This window comes from Marivita sp. S2033, assembly GCF_046592965.1.
Lineage (GTDB): Bacteria > Pseudomonadota > Alphaproteobacteria > Rhodobacterales > Rhodobacteraceae > Marivita.
Window position 1 is genome coordinate 264,274 of the sequence record NZ_JBISBV010000002.1, and the last position, 21,741, is coordinate 286,014.

Sequence of the window (21,741 nt, forward strand, 5' to 3'; positions counted from 1 at the left end):
GCGCGGTTTGACAAAAGGTGATTTGAAAACCGCGTGCGTTTGAGGCAGTCTTGGAACAGGCACAGACCCGCGCACACGAGGCATCAGACCTCGAGCGGGCCAAAAAAGCGAGCAGGCGGCATGAGAGTAGTGGCAGCAATTCTGACCGTGACAATCGTCGCGGGATGCGGGGGCGGTCGGGTTGACCGGATCGATAGCGCGGCGGTGACGCGACTGGCCAGCGGGCCGATCAGCCGGGCGTGCAACGCGTCCGATCGCAAGGCGCGCAATCCGCGCTTGTGCGGATGCATCCAGTCGGTCGCGAACCAGTCGCTCAGCGGCGGCGACCAGCGCAAGGCGGCCAAGTTCTTCAAGGATCCGCAGCGCGCACATGATGTCTGGATGTCGAAAACCACATCCGATGACGCTTTTTGGGAACGCTACAAGGTCTTCTCGTCACGCTCCGAGCAATATTGTCGCGGCTATTGAGCCTGATCGAGAAAGGCGCGCACCGAGGCTTCGAATTCGCGCGGCTTTTCGGCGTGCAGCCAATGACCGGCGTTCGGAATTTTGACAAAGCGCGCCTTGGGAAACAATTCCCGGATCTTGGGCCGGTGATCCGGCGTGACATAGTCCGACTGCCCTCCGGACAGGAACAGCGTCGGCGCCTCGAACGTGTCAGACAGGTCCGGGAACCCCAGCACGTTCTCCATTTGCGCCGCGAGCGTATCAAGGTTGAGCTTCCAGCGCTTGTTGCGCAGATCGAGCGATTGGGTGAAGAACGCCTGTAGCGTCGGATCCTCGACGTGCGCGGCCAATTGCGCCGACGCGTCCGAGCGTTTCTCGATACGCGTCAGGTCGACCGCGCGCATCGCCTCGATGAATTGCAGTTGCGAATGGGTATAGGTCACCGGCGCGATGTCGGCCACGATCAGGCGGTGCACCAGATCGGGACGCGTGATCGCCAAGGTCATCGCCGCCTTGCCGCCCATCGAATGACCGACAACATCCATCGGCGCGTCGTGGGCCTCGATCACCTTGGCCAGATCGTCGGCCATGTCTTCGTAGCTGTGGCTGTCGGACCAGAAACTGTCCCCATGATTGCGCAGATCGACCGCGGCAACGGGGCCGCGATCCGAAAGCCTCTTGCCGATCACACCCCAGTTGCGACCCGACCCGTAAAGGCCGTGGACGATAAGGAGCGGGGCGGCAGGGCCGTCGGAAGGAATTGACAGAGTATTGAGCATATCGCCTGCATACTGCGCGCGCGCGGTCTTGAGCAAGCCTGTGTCGTGTCTTACGACGGTCAAATGGATCGCACCGAGACAGTTCAAGCGCAGGTCGATGGCCTTCGTGACCTGATGGCAAGCCGCCTTGGTCTGCGGCGTGGATCATTGGCGCGACGATTGGCAAAGGCGGGGCGGCGGTTGCCGGTCAGCGTGCGCAACGACATCGCGTCCGTGGCAGCGGCCGAGGAGATGGCGCAGAACCCAAAGCTGGCCGCCCGGCTCGATCCGAAAGACACCTACAGCGCATGTGCCCGGGCAACCGCGTTTTTGCAGGCGATCGACGTCAAGGACCGGCGCAAGGGCGTGGCGTTGTCGATTCTGGGCAGTGTCGCCTTCAACGTGTTGGTGGTCATGACGCTGCTCATCATCGTGTTGCGCTGGCGCGGGTTCGTCTGACGTCGTTGACGGGCGTCCTCTACACGCTATCTGGCGAAAAATGGAGACAGCACTTGTTATCGGATCAAGCGGCGGCATCGGTCATGCAGTGACCACAGCCCTGCGCGAGCGTGGCGTGAACGTCACCGGCCTGTCACGCCGCAAGGATGGCCTCGACGTCACCGACGAGACCAGTGTGAAGCAGGCTCTGAGCACACTGGACGGCCCATTCGATCTGATTTTCGTGGCGACGGGGGCCTTGGAAATCAACGGCGCAGAGCCTGAAAAGACGATCAAAACCGTTACCGCGCAGGCCATGATGGACCAGTTCCTGCTGAACACCGTCGGCCCGTCGCTGGTACTGAAGCACGCGGTTCGTCTCTTGCCGCGACGTGGGCGGTCTGTCTTTGCAGCGCTCTCGGCACGGGTCGGCTCGATCGGCGACAACCGTCTGGGTGGCTGGTACAGCTATCGCACATCCAAGGCGGCGTTGAACCAGATGGTACACGGCGCGGCGATCGAATTGGGGCGCACTCATAAAGAGCTGATCTGCGTGACGCTTCACCCCGGAACGGTCGAAACGGCCTTTACCGCGAAATACGCCGACTCTCACCCCACTGTCCCACCTCACGAAGCCGCCGACAACCTGCTGCGCGTGCTGGACGGGTTGAGCGTTCAGCAGACCGGCCAGTTCTTTGATTGGCAAGGCAAGACGATTCCGTGGTAAAGCGTCTTGTTCTCGTGCTCGGCGATCAGGTGTCCGACAGCCTCTCGGCCTTGCAGAAGGCAGATAAAGAGAGCGACGTGATCGTCATGGGGGAGGTGTCCGACGAGGCCACCTATGTGCAGCATCATCCCAAGAAGATCGCCTTCATCTTTGCCGCGATGCGCAAATTCGCGGCGCGTCTGCGCGATGATGGCTGGGACGTTCGCTATACCCGATTGGACGAGTCCGACAATGCCGGCTCCATTCCCGGTGAATTGCTGCGCCGCGCGGACGAGACCGGCACGTCGGAGGTGATTGCCACGCAACCCGGCGAATGGCGGCTGATCCAGGCGCTTGAGGACATGCCGCTGAAGCTAACAATGCTACCGGATACGCGGTTCATCAGCACGCAGGCCGAATTTGACTCCTGGGCCGATGGCCGCAAGACGCTGCGGATGGAGTATTTCTACCGCGAGATGCGCCGCAAGACGGGGCTTTTGATGGACGGCGATGAGCCGGAGGGGGGTCAGTGGAACTACGACGCCGAAAACCGCAAACCCGCGCCAGACGACATCGCGTTCAGCGGGCCGATGCAATTCACGCCCGATGACACCGTCAACGACGTGCTCGATCTCGTCGAGGCGCGGTTCGGCAATTCCTTCGGCACGCTGCGGCCCTTCTCGTTCGGCACCGACCAGACGCAAGCCCGCCGTGCGCTGACGCATTTCATCACCTACGCCCTGCCACGGTTCGGCGATTATCAGGACGCGATGCTGAACGACAATCGCTTCCTCTATCACGCGCTGGTGTCGCCGTATCTCAATGTCGGATTGCTGGACCCGATGGAAGTGTGCCGCGCTGCGGAGGCGGCGTATTACGAGGGCCACGCGCCACTGAACGCGGTCGAAGGCTTCATCCGCCAAATCCTCGGTTGGCGCGAATATGTGCGCGGCATCTATTTCCGCGAAGGCCCCGATTATCCACGCCGCAACGCGCTCAACCATCAGCGCGGCTTGCCCGATTTCTACTGGAGCGGCGATACGGATATGAATTGCCTGTCCAAGGCAATCACGCAGACCGCCGAGGAAGCCTATGCCCATCATATCCAGCGCTTGATGGTGACGGGCAATTTCGCGCTTCTGGCCGGTGTGAACCCGCATGAAGTGCATGAATGGTACTTGCGCGTCTATATCGACGCCTTCGAATGGGTCGAAGCACCCAACACCGTGGGCATGAGCCAGTTCGCCGACGGCGGCATCATCGCGTCAAAACCCTATGTATCCTCGGGTGCCTACATCAACCGGATGTCGGATTACTGCAAATCCTGCCGCTACAAGGTGCAGGACAAGACCGGCGAGGATGCCTGCCCGTTCAACGTGCTTTACTGGAAATTTCTGGATCGCCACGCGGACCGCTTCCGCGACAACAACCGGATGAACCGGATTTATGCCAACTGGTCCCGCATGGACGACGATCGCAAAGCTGCGATCCTCGCCGATGCCGATGCCTTTCTCGACAAGCTGGGCCGCGAACGGGTCTAGCCGTATTTCGCGACCGGCGTGCCCGCGATGGCGGCCATGTTCAGCAATCCCCGCGGTGTGATACCCGGTGTCACGACATGCGCGCGATTGCCCATGCCCATCAGGATCGGCCCGACCTCAAGACCCCCGGCCTTGGATTTCAGGATGTTGCGCGACGCGGATGCCGCATCGGCATGGCCGAAGATCAGCACATTTGCACTGCCTTGCATTCGATTGCCCGGAAACAGACGCTCGCGCAGTTCGGGATCAAAAGCGGCGTCCACGTTCATTTCGCCCTCATAGCAGAAATCGCGCGGTGCCTGATCGAGGATCGCCATCGCTTCGCGCAGGCGCTTGCCCGATCCCTCGGCCTGATTGCCGAATTGCGATTGCGAACAGAACGCGATGTTGGGCGCAAGTCCAAAGCGGCGCACGTGGCGCGCCGCGCCGATGGCCGATTGCGCCAACTCTTCCGGCGTCGGCAAGGAGCGGACGTGGGTGTCGGCCACGAAGATCGGCCCGTCTTCGAGGATGATCAGGCTCAGCGCGCCGTGCGGGCTGAAACTTTCCGAGCCGAGCACCTGATTGATATAGTTCAAATGCCAGCGATATTCCCCGAACGTGCCGCAGATCAGGCTGTCGGCTTCGTTGCGATGCACCATCACGGCGCCGATGGCGGTGTTGTTGGTGCGCATGATCGCGCGCGCCAGATCGGGTGTCACGCCGCGCCGCGCCATGATGCCGTGATAGGTTTCCCAGTAATCGCGATAGCGCGGATCGTTCTCGGGGTTCACGATGGTGAAATCACGCTCCGGGCGGATCTCGAGGCCAAGGCGTTCGCAGCGCGTGGCAATGACATCGGGACGGCCGATGAGGATCGGTGTCTCGGTGGTTTCCTCCAGGATCGCTTGCGCGGCGCGCAGCACGCGTTCGTCCTCGCCCTCGGCAAACACGATCCGCCGCGCGGCGGTGGCCGCAGCCTCGAATACCGGGCGCATGAGCAGCGCCGATTTGTAGACGCTGGCATCGAGCTTGTCGCGATAGGCCTTCAGATCCTCAAGCGGGCGCAGGGCAACGCCTGATTCCATCGCGGCTTTCGCAACGGCGGTGGATACCACACCCGACAGGCGCGGATCGAAAGGTTTTGGGATCAGGTATTCTGCCCCGAAGGTCAGCTGTTCACCGCGATAGGCGGCGGCAGCCTCCGCGCTGGTCGTCGCGCGCGCGAGTTTCGCGATGCCTTCGACGCAGGCGATCTTCATCTCGTCGTTGATCTCGGTCGCCCCGACATCGAGCGCTCCGCGAAAGATGAAGGGAAAGCACAGGACATTGTTGACCTGATTGGGGAAATCGCTGCGCCCCGTGGCCATGATCGCATCGGGTGCGACCTTGGCGACTTCGTCGGGAAGGATCTCGGGATTGGGATTGGCCAGCGCAAAGATGATCGGGCGCTTGGCCATCCGGGCGACCATCTCGGGCTTCAGAACCTTCGGGCCGCTCAGCCCAAGGAACAGGTCCGCGCCCTCGATCACATCGTCAAGCGTGCGCAGATCGCTGGCCTGTGCAAATGCCGCCTTTTGCGGGTTCATATCTTCGGCCCGGCCCTCGTAGACGAGCCCGTGAATATCGCAGAGCCAGATGTTGGAGCGCCGCACGCCCAGCTTGACCAGCATATTGAGGCACGCAATGCCCGCCGCACCGCCGCCTGTCGAGACGATCTTGATATCCTCGAACTTCTTCCCCGCCACATGCAACGCATTGGTCGCCGCAGCACCCACCACGATTGCGGTGCCGTGCTGGTCGTCGTGGAACACCGGAATGTTCATCCGCTCGCGGCAGATCTTCTCGACGATGAAACAATCGGGAGCCTTGATGTCCTCAAGGTTGATCGCGCCGAATGTCGGCTCCAGCGCACAGACGATCTCGGCCAGCTTTTCGGGGTCGCTCTGGTTCACCTCGATGTCAAAACAGTCGATTCCCGCGAATTTCTTGAACAGGACGGCCTTGCCCTCCATCACCGGCTTGGAGGCCAGCGCGCCGATATTGCCAAGGCCCAGAACGGCGGTGCCATTGGTGACGACGGCCACAAGGTTGCCCTTGGCGGTATAGCGCGCCGCATTGCTGTCGTCGGCCTGAATCTCAAGGCAGGCCTCAGCCACTCCGGGGCTGTAGGCGCGCGCCAGATCGCGGCCATTCGCCAGCGGCTTGGTGGCGCGAATCTCAAGTTTTCCGGGTTTCGGATGCTCGTGGTAAAACAGCGCCGCTTGCCGCAACGTCTCGTTGGTAGTGTCCGACATGGTATCCCCCCAAAGGTTTGGTTCAGAGGTAAACCACATTGTGACAGAGGGGAAGAGTCCCGCTTGGACGACAGTGACGCAAGGCGCTCAGCCGAGATATTCCTCAAGATGGGCAATGCGGCGTTCTGCCTGTCGTCGCGTCAGGCTCCCATCGAATGGCTCGTCGGCGCGCGATGTCAAGTCGCGCAGCTTAACCGCTTGTTCCTCGGTCATTTTCTCTTCGGGGTCGGGGCCCAATCCCAGATCCGGATCAAGGGCGACGCTGTTTTGCAGGGGCATTGCAAGTCTCCTTTTCTGGTTGTTTAACGCAAGCGTCTCGCCGGGGTTCCAGCCAGCCCTTGCAATCGGGCGCGCGGACTCGCAATCTTGCGGGCCAGATCACGAGAGGCCAGTTATGGATTTGAAAGCGGCAGCGCGGGCGGTCAGGGACAACGCACATGCGCCCTATTCCAACTTCAAGGTCGGCGCGGCCTTGCGCACGGCGTCGGGCAAGGTGTTCGTCGGCTGCAACGTCGAGAACGTCGCCTATCCCGAAGGCACCTGCGCCGAAGCCGGTGCTATCGCCGCGATGGTCGCCGCCGGAGAGCGCGAGATCGCCGAGGCTTACGTCATCGCAGACAGCCCCGATCCGGTGCCGCCCTGCGGTGGGTGCCGTCAGAAGCTGGCCGAATTTGCCGGTCGCGATGTGCCGGTTACACTTGCCACGACGAGCGGGTCGGAACGCCAGACAACCGTGGGCACCCTCTTGCCCGGCGCGTTCGGTGCGGGCCACATGGAGCGCCGCTGATGGATGCGCGCAGTGTGATTGCCAGCCTGCGCCGGGGTGACACGGTGGAGGCGGATGCGCTCGCGTGGTTCGCGCGCGGATTGGCGGATGGTGGCGTCAGCGACGCGCAGGCCGGAGCCTTCGCGATGGGGGTGTGCATCAACGGTCTGGGCGACGCGGGCCGCGCCGCACTCACCACGGCCATGCGCGACAGCGGCAAAGTCTTGCGCTGGGATCTGGACGCGCCGGTGCTCGACAAGCACTCAACCGGCGGCGTGGGAGATTGTGTCAGCCTTGTTCTGGCCCCGGCGCTTGCGGCCTGTGGCGTCTATGTGCCGATGATCTCGGGGCGCGGTCTGGGTCACACGGGTGGTACGCTCGACAAGCTCGAGTCGATTCCAGGGTATCGCACGGATCTCAGCGAAGACCAGTTCCGTCAGGTTGTCAGCGATGTCGGTTGCGCCATCGTCAGCGCCAGCGCCGATATCGCGCCAGCCGACAAACGGCTATACGCGATCCGCGATGTGACGGCGACGGTGGACAGCCTCGATCTGATCACCGCGTCGATCCTGTCGAAAAAGCTGGCCGCCGGGCTGGACGGGCTGGTGCTCGACGTGAAATGCGGCTCGGGTGCATTCATGAAATCGCGTGACGATGCCCGCGCGCTGGCCCGCGCCTTGGTGGATACCGCCAACGCGACCGGCTGCCCGACCTCGGCGCTCATCACCGACATGTCGCAACCCCTGGCGCCAAGCCTCGGCAACGCGCTTGAGGTCATCGAGGTGATGCGGGTTCTGACCGGCACCTCATCCGGGCGACTGGCGGATCTGGCGATCGAGCTTGGCGGCGCGGTGTTGCAAAGCGCTGGCATCGACAATGGAACAGACAAGCTGCGTCAGGCACTTGCATCGGGTGCTGCCGCGGAAACCTTCGCCAGAATGGTGGCGATGATGGGCGGACCTGTGCGGTTTGTCGAAGACTGGGCGCGTTTCCTGCCCGAAGCGCCGGTCATCCGCGAAGTGCCCGCCCCGGCGTCCGGAACAATCGCCAGTATCGACGGCGAGGCGCTGGGCCTCGCGGTGGTGGCGCTCGGCGGGGGGCGGCAGGTGGAAACCGACCGCGTCAATCCGGCTGTCGGTCTCAGCGATGTGGTCTCGCTTGGCGACACGGTCACCAAGGGTCAGCCGCTGGCCCGCGTCCACGCCTCGCGCGAAAGCCGGGCCGACGACGCTGTAAACGCCGTGGTGTCGGCAATTTCGATCGGGGCGGCCACTTCCCATCCCTCTTTGGTTCAGGAGCACATCACATGAGCCGTGCATTTCTTGTCGTCATGGATTCCGTCGGTATCGGAGGAGCGCCGGACGCGGGCGAATTCTTCAACGACACCACACCTGATACCGGCGCGAGCACCGTGTTGCACATCGCCCAGGCCTGCGCGCGCGGCGAGGCGGAGGAGGGGCGGAGCGGCCCGCTGACCCTGCCGCATCTCGATGCGCTGGGGCTTGGCCGTGCGCTGACGCTGGCCTGCGGCGAGGTTGCGCCGGGGCTGGACGCCGTGCCAACCGGGCGCTGGGCCGCCGCGACCGAAGTGTCGCGCGGCAAGGACACGCCCTCGGGCCATTGGGAACTGGCGGGCCTGCCCGTGCCGTGGGAATGGACCTATCTGCCCGACACGCAGCCGTCCTTCCCGCCCGACATCACCGCTCGCATCTGCGAATTGGCGGGCACCGACGGCATCCTTGGCAATTGTCACAGCAACGGCGTGAAGGTGATCGAGACGTTCGGCGAAGAGCACATGCGCACCGGCGAACCGATCTGCTACACCTCCGCCGACAGCGTGTTGCAAATCGCGGCACATGAAGAGACCTTCGGCCTCGACCGTCTGCTGACGCTTTGCAAAGACCTTGCCCCGATGATGCATGAACGCCGCATCGGGCGGGTGATCGCACGCCCCTTTGTCGGCGCGCCGGGCGATTTCGAACGCACGGCGAACCGGCGCGACTTTGCCATTGAACCGCCTGCGCCGGTGTTGACAAACTGGGTGCAGGACGCGGGCCAAGCCGTTATCGCGATTGGCAAAATTGGAGACATCTTTTCGATGTCGGGCATCGACGAGGTTCACAAGGGCCCGGATGACAAACTGATGCGCGATCTCGCGCAACAGATCGAGACCGCCCCCGACGGAGCACTGGTCTTCGCCAATTTCGTCGAGTTCGACAGCAAATACGGCCACCGCCGCGATGTGTCGGGCTATGCGCGGGCGCTTGAATGGTTTGATGGCGAGCTTGGCAAGCTGCTGGCGCAATTGCGCGACACGGACCTGTTGCTCATCACCGCCGATCATGGCAACGACCCGACCTGGATCGGATCGGACCACACCCGCGAGCGGGTGCCGGTTCTGATCGCCGGTGCGGGCACCGGCGAAATCGGACATATCGGATTCGTGGATGTGGCCGCGACAATCGCGACGCATCTCGGCGTCAAGGGGCAAGGGCAGGGACGGAATATCTTATGATGAACGAAGACGAGTTGCACAATATCACACGCCTTCCCAAGGTTGAATTGCACCTGCACCACGAAGGCGCAGCCCCGCCTGCCTTCATTCGCGGGCTGGCGCAGGAAAAGTCGGTCAACCTCGACGGCGTGTTCGCGCCTGACGGAAGTTACGCGTTTCGCGATTTCGTACATTTTCTGAGCGTCTATGAGGCGGCGACGCAAGTGCTGCGAACGCCCGACGATTACGCGCGTCTGACCACAGCGCTGCTGGAGGAATGCGCGGCCAACGACGTGATCTATCTGGAATCCTTCATCTCCCCCGATTTCTGCGGCGGCGGCGATGTGGGGGCGTGGCGCGAATACCTGCATGCCATTCAGGAAGCCGCAGACGCGGCGGAACGCGATCACGGCATCATCCTGCGTGGCATCGTCACCTGCATCCGCCATTTCGGACCGGAGATTGCCAAGGCCTCGGCGCGCTGCGCGGTGGAAACCGCTGGTGACTGGATCGTCGGCTTCGGCATGGGTGGCGACGAAAACAAGGGCGAGCAGAAGGATTTCGCCTACAGTTTCGACATGGCGCGCGAAGCCGGGCTGCACCTGACGACCCACGCAGGAGAATGGGGCGGCGCAAAATCGGTGCGCGACGCGGTGCAGGATCTTGGCGTCGAACGTGTGGGACACGGCGTTCAGGCCATCGACGACCCGGCACTGGTGGACCTGCTCGTCGAAAAGGGCATTACCCTTGAAGTTTGCCCCGGTTCCAACGTCGCCTTGAACGTCTACCCGAACCTTGGCGCGCATCCGATTGAAAAGCTGCGACAAAGCGGCGTCAAGGTGACCGTCTCCACCGACGATCCGCCGTTCTTTCACACCACGATGCGCGATGAGTATTTCAACCTCGCGCGCACCTTTGGCTGGGATGCGTCTGTTTTCAAAGAAATAAACGAAACCGCTGCCAACGCGGCGTTTTGCGACGACGGCACCCGCAAGCGGGTTCTCGAACAATTGGAGCGCACATGACCGATCACCTGACCATCGTTGACCATCCGCTGGTGCAGCACAAGCTGAGCCTGATGCGCGAAAAGGACACGTCGACCAAATCCTTCCGCCAATTGCTACGCGAAATCAGTCACCTGCTGGCTTACGAAGTCACGCGCGGCCTGCCGTTGACCACCAAGCGGATCGAAACGCCGATGTGCGAGATGGACGCTCCGGTGATCGACGGCAAAAAGCTGGCGCTGATCTCGATCCTGCGCGCGGGCAACGGGTTGCTCGATGGAATCCTCGAACTGATCCCGGCGGCGCGGGTCGGGTTCGTGGGGCTTTACCGCGATGAGGCGACACTCAAGCCGGTGCAATATTATTTCAAAGTGCCCACCCAGCTTGAAGAGCGCGTGACCATCGTGGTCGATCCGATGCTGGCCACCGGCAACAGCTCAGTCGCGGCCGTTGACCTGATGAAGCAGGCGGGCGCAAACAACATCATCTTCCTGTGCCTTCTGGCGGCCCCCGAAGGCGTGGCCCGCATGAAAGAGGCCCACCCCGACGTTCCCATCATCACCGCCTCCCTCGACGACAGCCTTGATGAGCGCGGCTATATCGTTCCCGGCCTCGGCGATGCGGGCGACCGGATGTTCGGCACCAAATAGCGCTTTACATACAAAGGGCTGGCAGGCAGTCTTGGCCCACATCTGTGGGGACAGACATATGACGGCATTCAAACTGACCGCCTTGGCCGTGTTGGCCTTGGCTGTGTTCAGCACATCCGAGGCGGGTGCGCAAAACCTGCGCGCGGTCGGGCCGCCCGCCGAATTTCCGCCATCGGGCTTCGAGGGTCGTCAGTATGTCGACAGCCGCGGCTGTGTGTATGTGCGCGCCGGGGTGGACGACGCGGTGAACTGGGTGCCGCGGGTGTCGCGCGACCGCAAGTTGATTTGCGGCCAGCAGCCGACACTTGCGTCACGCACCGCGCAGGCGCAGCCCGCGCCGGTCGTCATCACGCCGCAGCGCATCGTGCCGGGCGTGCCGGACCGCCGCGTCCAGGGCGCGAAGTTCGGCGGCACCAAACGCGTGGTCGAGCAGCGGATCGTTCCCAAACACGTCTATCAGTCGCAAGGCGACACCCTGCCGCCAGTGCCCAAAGGGTACAAACCGGCCTGGGAGGATGACCGGCTGAACCCGCATCGGGCGCATATGACCCGTAAGGGCTATGCCTCGACCCAGCAGGTCTGGAGCAACACCGTGCCGCGCCGCTCGATCAGTGGCGGGCAGGCGATCAAGACACCCAGGATCGTGGGGCGTGGCAAAGGGTTGGGTCACTGATCATTCGCCGCAAATCCCCTGAAGGCGCAACCAGTCCGCGTCGCTGAGCACAGGCCGCGCGTCCACCCCGTTCATCGGATCGCCTTCGATCAGGGGCAGGGTGCGTTCTCCGGTGATATCAAGCGCGTAGGCGTAGGGTTTCGTCCGCAGCTCGGCGGTCTTGAATGCGGCGATCAGGATGTCGTCCGACAACCGGACGGGCTCTTGTGCCAACAGATATTCGCTGTAACGCTCGAGATCGGCTTCGTTCAGCTCTCCGGTCGTCAACAGCCGCAGGCTTGACCACAGCCCGGTTTGAACAAGCATGTCCTCCAACGGATCGCCGCTCAGTGCGCGCAGACGTTCGGCCAGGATATATCCGGCCGTCACGTCCGGTTCTTCAGGGTCCTCCACGAGCGCCCGGTTCAGCAGGATACGCCCCCCCGGCAGATGCGCAGTGGTCTTGACGCCCCCCGGCAACACCACCAGCGCGCCACGTTGCCCCGGCCCGAGCACGCGCGACGCCATGCGGCGTAGCGGCTCGTAGGCATCGCGGCCGGTGCAGGCCTTGCCGGAAACCCGAGTGATCTGTGCCAGAAGCGCATCGCCGATCTCGTCGCGTTTGACCGCGGGAACCACCTGCACCGTATGGCGCAACAGCGCATCGGGCAGCCAGAAAACGATGCCCGCCAACACGCTCGCCGCGATCAGGCCGGTGATCCAGACGCGCAGTTTGCCGGGTTGCGGACGGCTCTTGTCGATTGCCGCGCGCAGCCGTTCGATCGCCTCGATCATTTCGGGGCTGTCTTCGCCCAGTTCCAGCGTTTCGCTCGGGTCTCCGTCGGGATGATAGATCGCCGGGCGCTGGCCCTTGTTGGCACGCGCGACAGCGGCAATGGACCAATGCGCCAGCACATTTTCACGCAGATCAAAGATCGTGACAGACGCGTCACCCAGCGACACGATCACGTCCTTGCGCTGATCCGCGGGGCTCGCACGCCAGACACCTGCGGCTTCGAGCCGTTGAAATTCCTTGAGCGCGGTCATGCGGGCTGCTCTGCCTCATTCATTGTCGTGAAGCGTACACCTGCCGGGTCAGTCACGCAATGCAACTGCGCTCATAACGCTCTCGCGCGGGCGCGAAGTTCGAATTTCTGGATCTTGCCGGTCGAGGTTTTGGGAAGGTCCTCAAACACCACCTGTTTGGGCGTTTTGAAACCCGCCAATCTGGAGCGCGCAAAGGCGATCAAATCGGCCTCTGCGATTGTGTGATTGTCCTTCAATTCGACAAAGGCGCACGGCACCTCGCCCCATGTCTCGTCGGGCTTGGCCACCACGGCGCACAACAGCACGGCGTCATGGGCCATCAGCACGCCCTCCACCTCGACCGAGCTGATATTCTCGCCGCCCGAAATGATGATGTCTTTCGCGCGATCGGAGATTTGCACATACCCATCCGCGTGCATGACCGCGATATCGCCAGACCGGAAATGCCCGCCAGCAAACGCGTCCCGCGTTGCCTTGGGGTTTTTCAGGTAGCCTTTCATCACCGCATTGCCGCGAATGACAATCTCGCCCTGCGTCTTGCCATCGCGCGGCACCGAAATGCCGCTATCGTCCACGACGTCGATCCGCTCCATCATCGGCATGCCGACACCTTGGCGCGCCTTGATCGCGGATTGCGCGTCTTGGTCGAGGTGGTCCCATTGCGCGCCCTGCCAGAGGCATTCGGTGATATGGCCATAGGTTTCGGTCAGGCCGTAGACCTGCATCACGTCAAAGCCAAGGTCGCCGATCTTGGCAAGCGTTGCCGGGGCAGGCGGCGCGCCGGCGGTGAAGACCTGCACCTTATGCTTAAACGCGCGCCGGTCGGACGGATCGGAATTGACGATTGCATTCAGCACAATCGGCGCCGCGCCGAAATGGGTCACGCCCTCGTCGGCAATCGCGTCATAGATCGCGCGGGCCGAAATATCGCGGCAGCACACCACCGTGCCGCCCAGCAGCGGCATCATCCAGACATGGTTCCAACCATTGCAATGAAACAGCGGCACAATCGTCAAATAGGTCGGCCGCAGCGTCAGTTGCCAGCTCACCACCGTTCCCATCGTCATCAGATAGGTGCCGCGATGGTGATAGACCACGCCCTTGGGCCGCCCCGTCGTGCCGGAGGTATAATTCAGAGCGAGACTTTCCCACTCGTCCTGCGGCATGACCCATGCGAAATCGGGGTCCGCCTTGGCAAGAACGTCTTCGTATTCGGGATAGGCCCCAGTTGCCGGAACACCTTCGTGCGGGTCGGCCACTTCGATCACCTGCGGGGCCGGCCCCTCCATCAGTTCCAGCGCTTCGGCCAATGCGGGCAGGAATTGCGGATCACACAGCACCAGCTTGGCCTCTCCGTGGTCGAGGATATAGGCGATCGTATCCACATCCAGCCGGGTGTTGATCGTGTTGAGCACCGCGCCGCAAGCCGGAACGCCGAAATGAGCCTCGCATTGCGCGGGAATGTTCGGCAGCATCGTCGCCACAACATCTCCGGGCGCGATCCCCATTGCTGCAAGTACCGACGCCAGCCGCGTCACCCGATCATGGTAATCACGATAGGTTTTGCGATGCGGACCATGCACAACCGCGATCGTCTCGGGAAACACCTCTGCCGCGCGCTGCAAATGCGACAGCGGGGTCAGCGGTACAAAATTGGCCGCGCATTTTTCGAGCCCTGTCTCATCCCGCATCCAACCCATCAGCAACGTCCCCCGGTGTGAAATTCCCTTCGGGCATAGCGCAGCATATGGTGTTTGCAAAAGCAATTCCTTGCCTTGGTGCGTCGGCGCTGGCAGGTCTGGCGCATGATCATTTCGCCCGGTCGACGGTTCATCTTTGTCCACATTCCAAAGACAGGCGGCACCTCCATGGCGCTGGCGCTGGAACGGCGCGCGCATCGCGATGACATTCTGATCGGCGACACGCCCAAAGCGCAGCGGCGAAAGGCGCGGCTCGACCGGCTGTCTGCACGCGGGCGACTGTGGAAACACAGCACGCTGACGGATATCGACGGCGTGCTGACGCCCGAGGACATGCGCCGCATGTACGTCTTCACAATGGTGCGAAACCCGTGGGACAGGATGGTCAGCTATTACCACTGGCTGCGCACCCAACAGTTCGCGCATCCTGCCGTCACCCTCGCGCAGACCGCGCCATTCAAGCAGTTTGTCCAACACGAACATACAGCCAAAACCCTGCGCGCCGCGCCTTTCAGCAGCTATGTGCAGGACGTTTTGGGGAAAAACCGCGCCAACCTCTTTATCCGGCTGGAGCATCTGGAAGATGACCTCGTGCCACTTGCGGAACACCTGGGCTTTACCGTCGGCCTGCCGCACGCGAACAGGTCCGACCGGCCACGCGACTACCGCTCCGCCTATTGCGACGCGTCGGCCGAGGCCGTGGCGCAGATATGCGCCAAGGATATCGACCAGTTCCAGTATCGGTTTTAAACGCTGCAACATAAAACGCCGCCCGAATTGCCCGGACGACGTTAGATCGCAGATAGCTGAAGAAAGCGTTTACGCCGCTTTCGCCTTTTCGCCAAATCGCCCGTAAAAGCTCTGACCTTTTGACGCCATCTCGCGCAGCAGGTCGGGGCAGGCAAAGCGGCTCCCATAGGCTTCGGTCAGCTCGTCGCATCGGGCGGCCGCATATTCCGCGCCCAACATATCGAGCCACGAAAACGGCCCGCCGGACCACGGCGCAAAGCCCCATCCCAAGATCGCGCCGACATCACCTTCGCGGATGTCCATCAACACGCCGTCCTCCAGCGCCCGCACCGCTTCAAGCGATTGTGCAAACAACAGGCGATGCTGCACATCCACGAGATCAGGGTGGTCGCCCGATTGCGGATACTGCGCCTTGAGCACATCGGACAGATCGCCCCGCTTGCCCTTGTCGTCGTAGTCATAGAACCCAGCCTTGGTCTTGCGGCCCAGACGTCCTTGCTTTTCCATCCAGAAGATCACCTCGTCCACTTCGCCGTCAGGATAGGCATCACCCATCGCCGCGCGGGTCGCGCGCGCGATCTTGGCACCCAGATCAATCGAGGTTTCATCGACCAGTTGCAACGGACCGAGCGGCATCCCCACCAGTTTGGCGGCATTCTCGATCATGGCAGGGGCGACACCCTCCTTCACCATGCGGATACCTTCGTTGATATAGGGAATGATGCAGCGGTTGGCATAGAAGAACCGCGCGTCGTTCACCACAATGGGCGTCTTGCGGATCTGGCGCACGAAATCGAGCGCCTTGGCCACCGCGCGGTCGCCGGTTGCCTTGCCCTTGATGATCTCGACTAACATCATCTTCTCGACCGGAGAGAAGAAATGAATGCCGATATATTGCTCGGGTCGTTTGCTGGCCTTGGCCAGTTCGGTGATCGGCAGGGTCGAGGTGTTGGTCGCGAAGATACACTCCTCACCAACAACTTTCTCGACCTCTGCCGTGACCTCGGCCTTGATCTTGGGGTCCTCGAACACCGCTTCCACGATCAGATCACAGCCCTTGAGATCGCCATAGTCGGTGGTTGCGGTGATCCGCGCCAGCATGGCATCGGCCTTGTCCTGCGTGATCTTCTTGCGGCTCACGCCCTTGGCCGCGTAATCCGCCGAATACGCCTTGCCCTTGTCCGCCGCCGCCTGTTCGCGATCCAGCAGCACAACTTCGATCCCGGCCTGCGCCGACACCAAGGCAATACCCGCACCCATCATGCCTGCACCTAAGACGCCAACCTTTTTGACCGACTGGTCCTGCACGCCCTCGGGCCGCACTGCACCCTTTTCCAACGCCTGTTTGTTGATGAACAGTGACCGGATCATCGCGCTGGAGGACGGGTTCAGCAGCACATGCGTGAACCACCGCGCCTCGATCTTGAGAGCGGTGTCAAACGGCACCAAAGCGCCCTCATAGACCGCCGACAGCAACGCCTTGGCCGCCGGAAAGACACCCTTGGTCTTGCCGTTGACCATCGCGCTTGCGCCCACAAACGTCATGAAGCCCGCCGGGTGATATGGCGCGCCGCCGGGCATCTTGTAGCCCTTGGCATCCCACGGCTTCACCAAATCGGCGTCCTTGGCGTTCAACACCCATTCCTTGGCGGCGGCAACCGGATCATCCACCACCTCGTCGATGATGCCCGCCGCCTTGGCCTTCTTCGGATCAGACAGCTTGCCTTCCAGCAGGAAGGGCGAGGCCGCCATCGCCCCCATCTTGCGCACCAGCCGCGTCGTGCCGCCGGCACCGGGGAAGATGCCCACCATGATCTCGGGCAGGCCGATCTTGGCCTTCGGATTGTCGGCGGCAAAGATGCGGTGCGTCGCCAGCGGCAACTCCAGCCCGATGCCGAGCGCCGTGCCGGGCAGGGCGGCTGCAATCGGCTTGCCGCCCTTGAGCGTCTTGGGGTCCATTCCCGCACGCTCGATCTTGCGCAGCATGTGGTGGCCGTTCATCGTGAAATCGAACAGCGCCTGCGCCGGATCATCCCCCGCTTCGGCGCGGATCGAGGCCAGAACGTTCAGGTCCATGCCACCGGCGAAATCCGCCTTGCCGGAGGTGATGACGATGCCTTTGACGGCATCATCCGCCAGCGCGTCGTCGATCAGGCCGTTCAGCACGACCATCGACTCCCGCGTCATCACGTTCATCGACTTGCCGGGCACGTCCCAGGTGATGATTGCAACGCCATCGGCATCAGTCTTCATTGTGAAATCGGTCATGTCGTCGTTCCTCACACCCGTTCGATGATAGTGGCGGCACCCATGCCGGATGCGATGCAGAGCGTCGCAAGGCCGGTGCCCTTGCCGGTGCGCTCCAACTCATCCAGAAGCGTGCCGATGATGATTGCGCCGGTGGCGCCCAGCGGGTGACCCATCGCAATGGCACCGCCGTTGACGTTCACCTTGTCTGCGTCCACGCTGAACGCCTGCATGAAGCGCAAGACGACCGCCGCAAACGCCTCGTTGACCTCGAAGAGATCAATGTCGGAAATGCTCATGCCGCTATCGGCCAGGATCTTCTCGGTCACCGGCACCGGGCCGGTCAGCATGATCGTCGGATCGGTCCCGATCTTCGCGGTCGCCCTGATCCGCGCGCGTGGGGTAATGCCCCACTTCTCGCCGAATTCCTTGTTGCCGATAAGAACACCGGCGGCACCGTCGACGATACCCGAGGAATTGCCCGCGTGGTGAATGTGGTTGATCCGCTCCAGATGCGGATACTTCATCAGCGCGATCGCATCGAAGCCGGGCATCACCTCGCCCATCTGCTGAAACGCGGGGTTGAGCGCGCCAAGGCTCTGCATGTCGGTGCCGGGGCGCATGTATTCGTCGTGATCGAGAATCGGCAAACCGTTCTGGTCGCGCACGGTCAGGATCGACTTGTCAAACCGCCCCTCATCCCACGCCACCTTGGCACGGCGCTGGCTTTCGACAGCCAGTTGGTCGGCCTCGTCGCGGCTGAACCCGTATTCGGTAGCGATGATATCTGCGGAAATGCCCTGCGGCACGAAATAGCTCTCCATCGCGACCGACGGATCAACGGCAATCGCCGCACCGTCGCTCCCCATCGCGACACGGCCCATCATCTCGACCCCACCGGCGATATACGCGCTTCCGGCGCCGCCCTGAATCTGGTTGGCAGCAAGGTTCACCGCTTCCATGCCGGAGGCGCAGAACCGGTTGATCGAGAGGCCGGGGATGCTCTCGTGCAGGTCCGATGCCAGAACGGCCGTGCGCGCAAGACAGCCGCCCTGTTCGCCCACCTGCGTGACGTTGCCCCAGATCACATCCTCGACCGCGTGGCCCTCAAGCCCGTTGCGCTCTTTGACCGCGTCCAGCACCTGCGCGGACAGGCGCACCGATGTCACCTCGTGCAAGCTGCCATCCTTGCGGCCCTTGCCGCGCGGTGTCCGCAAGGTATCGTAGATATAAGCGTCGGTCATGTCGCATCTCCGTCTTGGGCCCGGTCCGCAGGGGAGCCGGGCATCAGGTCATAGGGGTGTTTCCAGCCTGGCAGCCCTTGGATATTGGTCAGCCAGCGGTCGATATTGGGCCAGTCGGCCCGGTCGAACCCGAAAGGTTCGGGATAAAAAAGATACCCGCAACAGCTGAGATCGGCGTTGGTGACGCCATCGCCAACGATCCAGTCACGGGTCTGCAAATGTGCATCAAGCACGGTGTAGGCGGCCTTCAGGCGGCCTTTGGTAAAAGCGATCACCTCTTCGGGGCGTTTGTCGCTGGGCAGAAAATTCATCAAAAAGCGCGTCATGCCCGCCTGGGAGCTGAGCTTGTGATTGTCCCAGAACATCCAGCGCATCACCTCACGGGCCTCTGTCTTTGTCGCTCCGCCGAATTTGCCTGAAAGCTCGGTCACATACATCTGGATCACACCGGATTGCGACAGCCGCTGCGCGCCATCGACAAGAACAGGCACTTCCCCCATCGGGTTCAACTCGGCACGAAACTTGGGCGTGCGCCCCTCGCCGCCAAAGAAATCCACCTTGACCGGTTCCCAATCAAGCCCGCTCAACTCGAGCGCCAGCGCCGCCTTGTAGGCGTTGCCGCTTTCACCAAAGCAGTAAAGCTGCATCGTCATGGTGCATATGTCCTTTCGGTCGCGCCCCTGGGCTGCGGGCAGATCGGGGGCCAGCCCCCGAACCCCCGGAGTTTATTTTGCAAGATGAAGAATAATTCACGCCTTTCTTTACCTTGCATTAAGGTTAATCGGTTTACCCTTTGGATGCATCGCAGACTGGAGAGTTGAGCCATGTGCAAGGTGAAGCCCCGCCGACAGGTCTGCAAGGCGCGTGCCGAAAAGACCGACCGGCGGGGTGGACCGATCTCTTCATCTTGCCAGAAAAACTCCCGCCGGAGGCATCCCGCAGGTGCCGCTTGCGCCGGTGCCTGATGTAGTTCGCGCATAGTCTTGTGGCCCCCTCCCTCGTCATTCCGTCAGCGTTTGCGCGCATCGAGCTCGGCATTGAACAGCCTGAGCCGGTGCGACAGCGCGTTTTCATCAGTCACGCTGTCGAAATGTTCGAACAGGAACGACAGCGCCTCCCCGTCGTCCAGACCCGCCTCGGCCGCAAACCGTTTGAGGCGCCGGTAGCCATCCTCGGTCATCGCGACCGGAAAGCGGCGGGTCAGGCGAAAGCGTTTGGGCATCTCTCCTCCGGTCGCTCAGAACTGCGCCGCTTCGAGGGCCATTACCGTGTCGGCCCCGGTTTCGATCCGGGCGAGGTGCATTTTCGTCGCCGGAAGCTGACGCGCCATGTAATAGCGCCCGGTGGCCAGCTTGGTCTCGTAGAAATCGACGTCCGAGGCACCGTCCTTCAGCGCCTTCGACGCCGCGAGTCCCATCCGTGCCCACATGTAGCCAAGGCAAACATGGCCGAACATGTGCATGAAATCATACGACCCAGCCAGCGCATTGTTGGGGTTCTTCACGCCGTTCTGCATGAAATACATCGCCGCCGCCTGCAAATCCTTCGACGCCGCCTTGAGCGGGTCAAGGAAGTCCCGGTCAAACGCCTCGTCCTGCCCCTTGGTTTTGGAAGCAAACGATTTGACCATGTCGAAAAACGCCATGACATGCTTGCCGCCATCCTGCGCCAGCTTGCGTCCCACGAGATCGAGCGCCTGAATGCCATTGGCCCCTTCGTAGATCATCGCGATCCGAGCGTCGCGGGCAAATTGGGACATGCCCCATTCCTCGATATAGCCGTGCCCGCCATAAACCTGCTGCGCGCTGACGGCAGTCTCGAAGCCCTTGTCGGTCAGGAAGCCCTTGACCACCGGTGTCAGCAGCGAAATCAGGCCATCGGCCTTGGCATCGTTGCATTTATGCGCCCGGTCGATCAGGTGCGCGCCCCAATAGGTGAACGCACGTGCGCCTTCGACAAAGCTTTTCTGGTCCATCAGGTTGCGGCGGATATCGGGATGAACGATGATCGGATCGGCGGGTTTGTCGGGGGCTTCCGCCCCGGTCACGGCGCGGCCCTGTAGCCGGTCCTTGGCGTAGACCACGGCGTTTTGATAGGCGACTTCGGCCTGCGCATAGCCTTGCAAGCCCACACCCAGACGCGCTTCGTTCATCATGGTGAACATCGCGCGCATGCCCTTGTGCTCTTCGCCGACAAGATACCCGGTAGCGTCGTCGTAATTCATCACGCAGGTCGCGTTGCCGTGGATGCCCATCTTCTCTTCGAGCGCACCGACGCTGACGCCGTTGCGCGCGCCGAGCGATCCGTCATCATTGACCATGATCTTTGGCACGATGAACAGCGACACACCCTTGATACCCTCCGGCCCGCCCGGAATCTTCGCCAGAACGAGGTGGATGACGTTGTCGGCCAAATCGTGATCGCCAGCCGAGATGAAGATCTTTTGCCCGGTGATGGCAAAGCTGCCATCGTCCTGCTGCACGGCCTTGGTGCGCATGAGCCCCAGATCGGTGCCGCAATGGGGCTCGGTCAGGTTCATCGTGCCGGTCCATTCGCAGCTGGCCATTTTCGGCAGATAGGTCTGCTTCTGGTCCTCGGTGCCATGCGTATTGATCGCCGAATAGGCGCCATGCGTCAGGCCCTGATACATCTGGAACGCCATGTTGGCCGACACAAACGGCTCCTGAGAGCAGGTCTGCATGATGTAGGGCAAACCCTGGCCACCATATTCGGGCGCGCAGTCAAGCGCCGTCCAACCGCCGTCACGCATCTTGTCAAACGCGTCCTTGAACCCTGTGGGCGTGCGGACCACACCGTTTTCCAGCACACAGCCTTCCTGGTCGCCCACAGCGTTCAGTGGCATCAGAACGTCCGAGGCCAGTTTGCCGGCTTCCTCGATCACCGCAGCGGTGAAATCGCGGTCAAGCTCGTCGTAGCCAGGAATATCCTGGCTTGACGCTTCAAGAACGTCGTGCAGGACGAATTGCATGTCTTTCACGGGGGCGGTGTAGCTTGGCATGG

General features: G+C 62.2%; 21 protein-coding genes. 11 read left to right on the forward strand and 10 right to left on the reverse strand.

Annotation, left to right across the window (positions count from 1 at the left end):
* The first annotated feature begins 120 nt into the window (after positions 1-120).
* Positions 121-468, forward strand: a complete 348-nt coding sequence (locus ACGKZZ_RS05425; RefSeq protein WP_411222461.1) for a hypothetical protein — start codon at positions 121-123, stop codon at positions 466-468.
* On the opposite strand, the gene ACGKZZ_RS05430 is transcribed toward ACGKZZ_RS05425, so the two are convergent.
* The gene (locus tag ACGKZZ_RS05430) at positions 462-1,226 is read right to left on the reverse strand and encodes an alpha/beta fold hydrolase (RefSeq protein ID WP_411222728.1); all 765 of its coding nucleotides are present in this window, start codon (positions 1,224-1,226) and stop codon (positions 462-464) included. The genes ACGKZZ_RS05425 and ACGKZZ_RS05430 overlap by 7 nt on opposite strands.
* Positions 1,227-1,289: 63 nt before the next feature.
* Between ACGKZZ_RS05430 and ACGKZZ_RS05435 the strand changes: the two genes are divergently transcribed.
* Genes ACGKZZ_RS05435 through ACGKZZ_RS05445 form a run of 3 tightly spaced genes read left to right on the forward strand, consistent with a single transcriptional unit; the run spans position 1,290 to position 3,890 of the window.
* Positions 1,290-1,664 (forward strand): hypothetical protein, encoded by a 375-nt coding sequence (locus tag ACGKZZ_RS05435; protein ID WP_411222462.1) that lies wholly within the window; start codon positions 1,290-1,292, stop codon positions 1,662-1,664.
* Between the two features lie 40 nt (positions 1,665-1,704).
* On the forward strand, positions 1,705-2,370 hold the full coding sequence (locus ACGKZZ_RS05440; RefSeq protein ID WP_411222463.1) for an SDR family NAD(P)-dependent oxidoreductase: 666 nt from the start codon (positions 1,705-1,707) through the stop codon (positions 2,368-2,370).
* Positions 2,364-3,890 carry a cryptochrome/photolyase family protein gene (locus ACGKZZ_RS05445; protein ID WP_411222464.1) on the forward strand — a complete coding sequence of 509 codons (1,527 nt, stop codon included), beginning with the start codon at positions 2,364-2,366 and terminating at the stop codon, positions 3,888-3,890. The genes ACGKZZ_RS05440 and ACGKZZ_RS05445 overlap by 7 nt, the downstream gene beginning before the upstream one ends.
* Here ACGKZZ_RS05445 and ACGKZZ_RS05450 read toward each other — a convergent pair.
* Together ACGKZZ_RS05450 and ACGKZZ_RS05455 are read right to left on the reverse strand one after the other, a co-directional pair.
* Positions 3,887-6,166, reverse strand: coding sequence for an NADP-dependent malic enzyme (locus ACGKZZ_RS05450; protein ID WP_411222466.1), 2,280 nt, complete (start codon positions 6,164-6,166; stop codon positions 3,887-3,889). The genes ACGKZZ_RS05445 and ACGKZZ_RS05450 overlap by 4 nt on opposite strands.
* An 87-nt stretch (positions 6,167-6,253) precedes the next feature.
* Positions 6,254-6,445 (reverse strand): DUF3072 domain-containing protein, encoded by a 192-nt coding sequence (locus ACGKZZ_RS05455; protein WP_411222467.1) that lies wholly within the window; start codon positions 6,443-6,445, stop codon positions 6,254-6,256.
* A 115-nt stretch (positions 6,446-6,560) separates the two neighbouring features.
* On the opposite strand from ACGKZZ_RS05455, the gene ACGKZZ_RS05460 reads away from it, so the two are divergent.
* From ACGKZZ_RS05460 to ACGKZZ_RS05485, 6 genes are read left to right on the forward strand one after another with little or no spacing between them, the layout of a single operon-like run.
* Positions 6,561-6,953 (forward strand): cytidine deaminase, encoded by a 393-nt coding sequence (locus ACGKZZ_RS05460; protein WP_411222468.1) that lies wholly within the window; start codon positions 6,561-6,563, stop codon positions 6,951-6,953.
* Positions 6,953-8,242 carry a thymidine phosphorylase gene (locus ACGKZZ_RS05465; RefSeq protein WP_411222469.1) on the forward strand — a complete coding sequence of 430 codons (1,290 nt, stop codon included), beginning with the start codon at positions 6,953-6,955 and terminating at the stop codon, positions 8,240-8,242. The genes ACGKZZ_RS05460 and ACGKZZ_RS05465 overlap by 1 nt, the downstream gene beginning before the upstream one ends.
* Positions 8,239-9,447: a phosphopentomutase gene (locus tag ACGKZZ_RS05470; RefSeq protein WP_411222470.1), complete on the forward strand. Its 1,209-nt coding sequence runs from the start codon at positions 8,239-8,241 to the stop codon at positions 9,445-9,447. Before ACGKZZ_RS05465 ends, ACGKZZ_RS05470 begins: the two co-directional genes overlap by 4 nt.
* Entirely contained in the window at positions 9,444-10,451 is a 1,008-nt protein-coding gene (locus ACGKZZ_RS05475) for an adenosine deaminase (RefSeq protein ID WP_411222471.1), read from the forward strand. The genes ACGKZZ_RS05470 and ACGKZZ_RS05475 overlap by 4 nt, the downstream gene beginning before the upstream one ends.
* A complete protein-coding gene (gene upp / locus ACGKZZ_RS05480; RefSeq protein ID WP_411222472.1) occupies positions 10,448-11,080 on the forward strand; it encodes a uracil phosphoribosyltransferase in 633 nt (210 codons plus the stop codon). Before ACGKZZ_RS05475 ends, upp begins: the two co-directional genes overlap by 4 nt.
* 58 nt (positions 11,081-11,138) lie before the next feature.
* Positions 11,139-11,753, forward strand: coding sequence for a hypothetical protein (locus ACGKZZ_RS05485; RefSeq protein ID WP_411222473.1), 615 nt, complete (start codon positions 11,139-11,141; stop codon positions 11,751-11,753).
* Here the strand turns inward: ACGKZZ_RS05485 and ACGKZZ_RS05490 are convergent, their stop codons facing one another.
* Entirely contained in the window at positions 11,754-12,779 is a 1,026-nt protein-coding gene (locus tag ACGKZZ_RS05490) for a hypothetical protein (RefSeq protein WP_411222474.1), read from the reverse strand.
* Positions 12,780-12,850: 71 nt separating this feature from the next.
* On the reverse strand, positions 12,851-14,479 hold the full coding sequence (locus ACGKZZ_RS05495; protein WP_411222475.1) for an AMP-binding protein: 1,629 nt from the start codon (positions 14,477-14,479) through the stop codon (positions 12,851-12,853).
* A 105-nt stretch (positions 14,480-14,584) separates the two neighbouring features.
* Here ACGKZZ_RS05495 and ACGKZZ_RS05500 point away from each other — a divergent pair, with 105 nt between their 5' ends.
* Positions 14,585-15,229: a sulfotransferase family 2 domain-containing protein gene (locus ACGKZZ_RS05500; RefSeq protein WP_411222729.1), complete on the forward strand. Its 645-nt coding sequence runs from the start codon at positions 14,585-14,587 to the stop codon at positions 15,227-15,229.
* Between the two features lie 69 nt (positions 15,230-15,298).
* Here the strand turns inward: ACGKZZ_RS05500 and ACGKZZ_RS05505 are convergent, their stop codons facing one another.
* The 5 genes from ACGKZZ_RS05505 to ACGKZZ_RS05525 all read right to left on the reverse strand — a co-directional run bounded on the left by ACGKZZ_RS05505 (position 15,299) and on the right by ACGKZZ_RS05525 (position 21,739).
* Entirely contained in the window at positions 15,299-17,497 is a 2,199-nt protein-coding gene (locus tag ACGKZZ_RS05505; protein ID WP_411222476.1) for a 3-hydroxyacyl-CoA dehydrogenase NAD-binding domain-containing protein, read from the reverse strand.
* Positions 17,498-17,508: 11 nt separating this feature from the next.
* Positions 17,509-18,720: an acetyl-CoA C-acetyltransferase gene (locus ACGKZZ_RS05510; protein WP_411222477.1), complete on the reverse strand. Its 1,212-nt coding sequence runs from the start codon at positions 18,718-18,720 to the stop codon at positions 17,509-17,511.
* The gene (locus ACGKZZ_RS05515) at positions 18,717-19,373 is read right to left on the reverse strand and encodes a glutathione S-transferase family protein (RefSeq protein WP_411222478.1); all 657 of its coding nucleotides are present in this window, start codon (positions 19,371-19,373) and stop codon (positions 18,717-18,719) included. The genes ACGKZZ_RS05510 and ACGKZZ_RS05515 overlap by 4 nt, the downstream gene beginning before the upstream one ends.
* A 356-nt stretch (positions 19,374-19,729) precedes the next feature.
* Positions 19,730-19,942 carry a hypothetical protein gene (locus tag ACGKZZ_RS05520; RefSeq protein WP_411222479.1) on the reverse strand — a complete coding sequence of 71 codons (213 nt, stop codon included), beginning with the start codon at positions 19,940-19,942 and terminating at the stop codon, positions 19,730-19,732.
* Positions 19,943-19,957: 15 nt separating this feature from the next.
* Positions 19,958-21,739, reverse strand: coding sequence for an acyl-CoA dehydrogenase C-terminal domain-containing protein (locus ACGKZZ_RS05525; protein ID WP_411222480.1), 1,782 nt, complete (start codon positions 21,737-21,739; stop codon positions 19,958-19,960).
* Positions 21,740-21,741 lie beyond the last annotated feature (2 nt).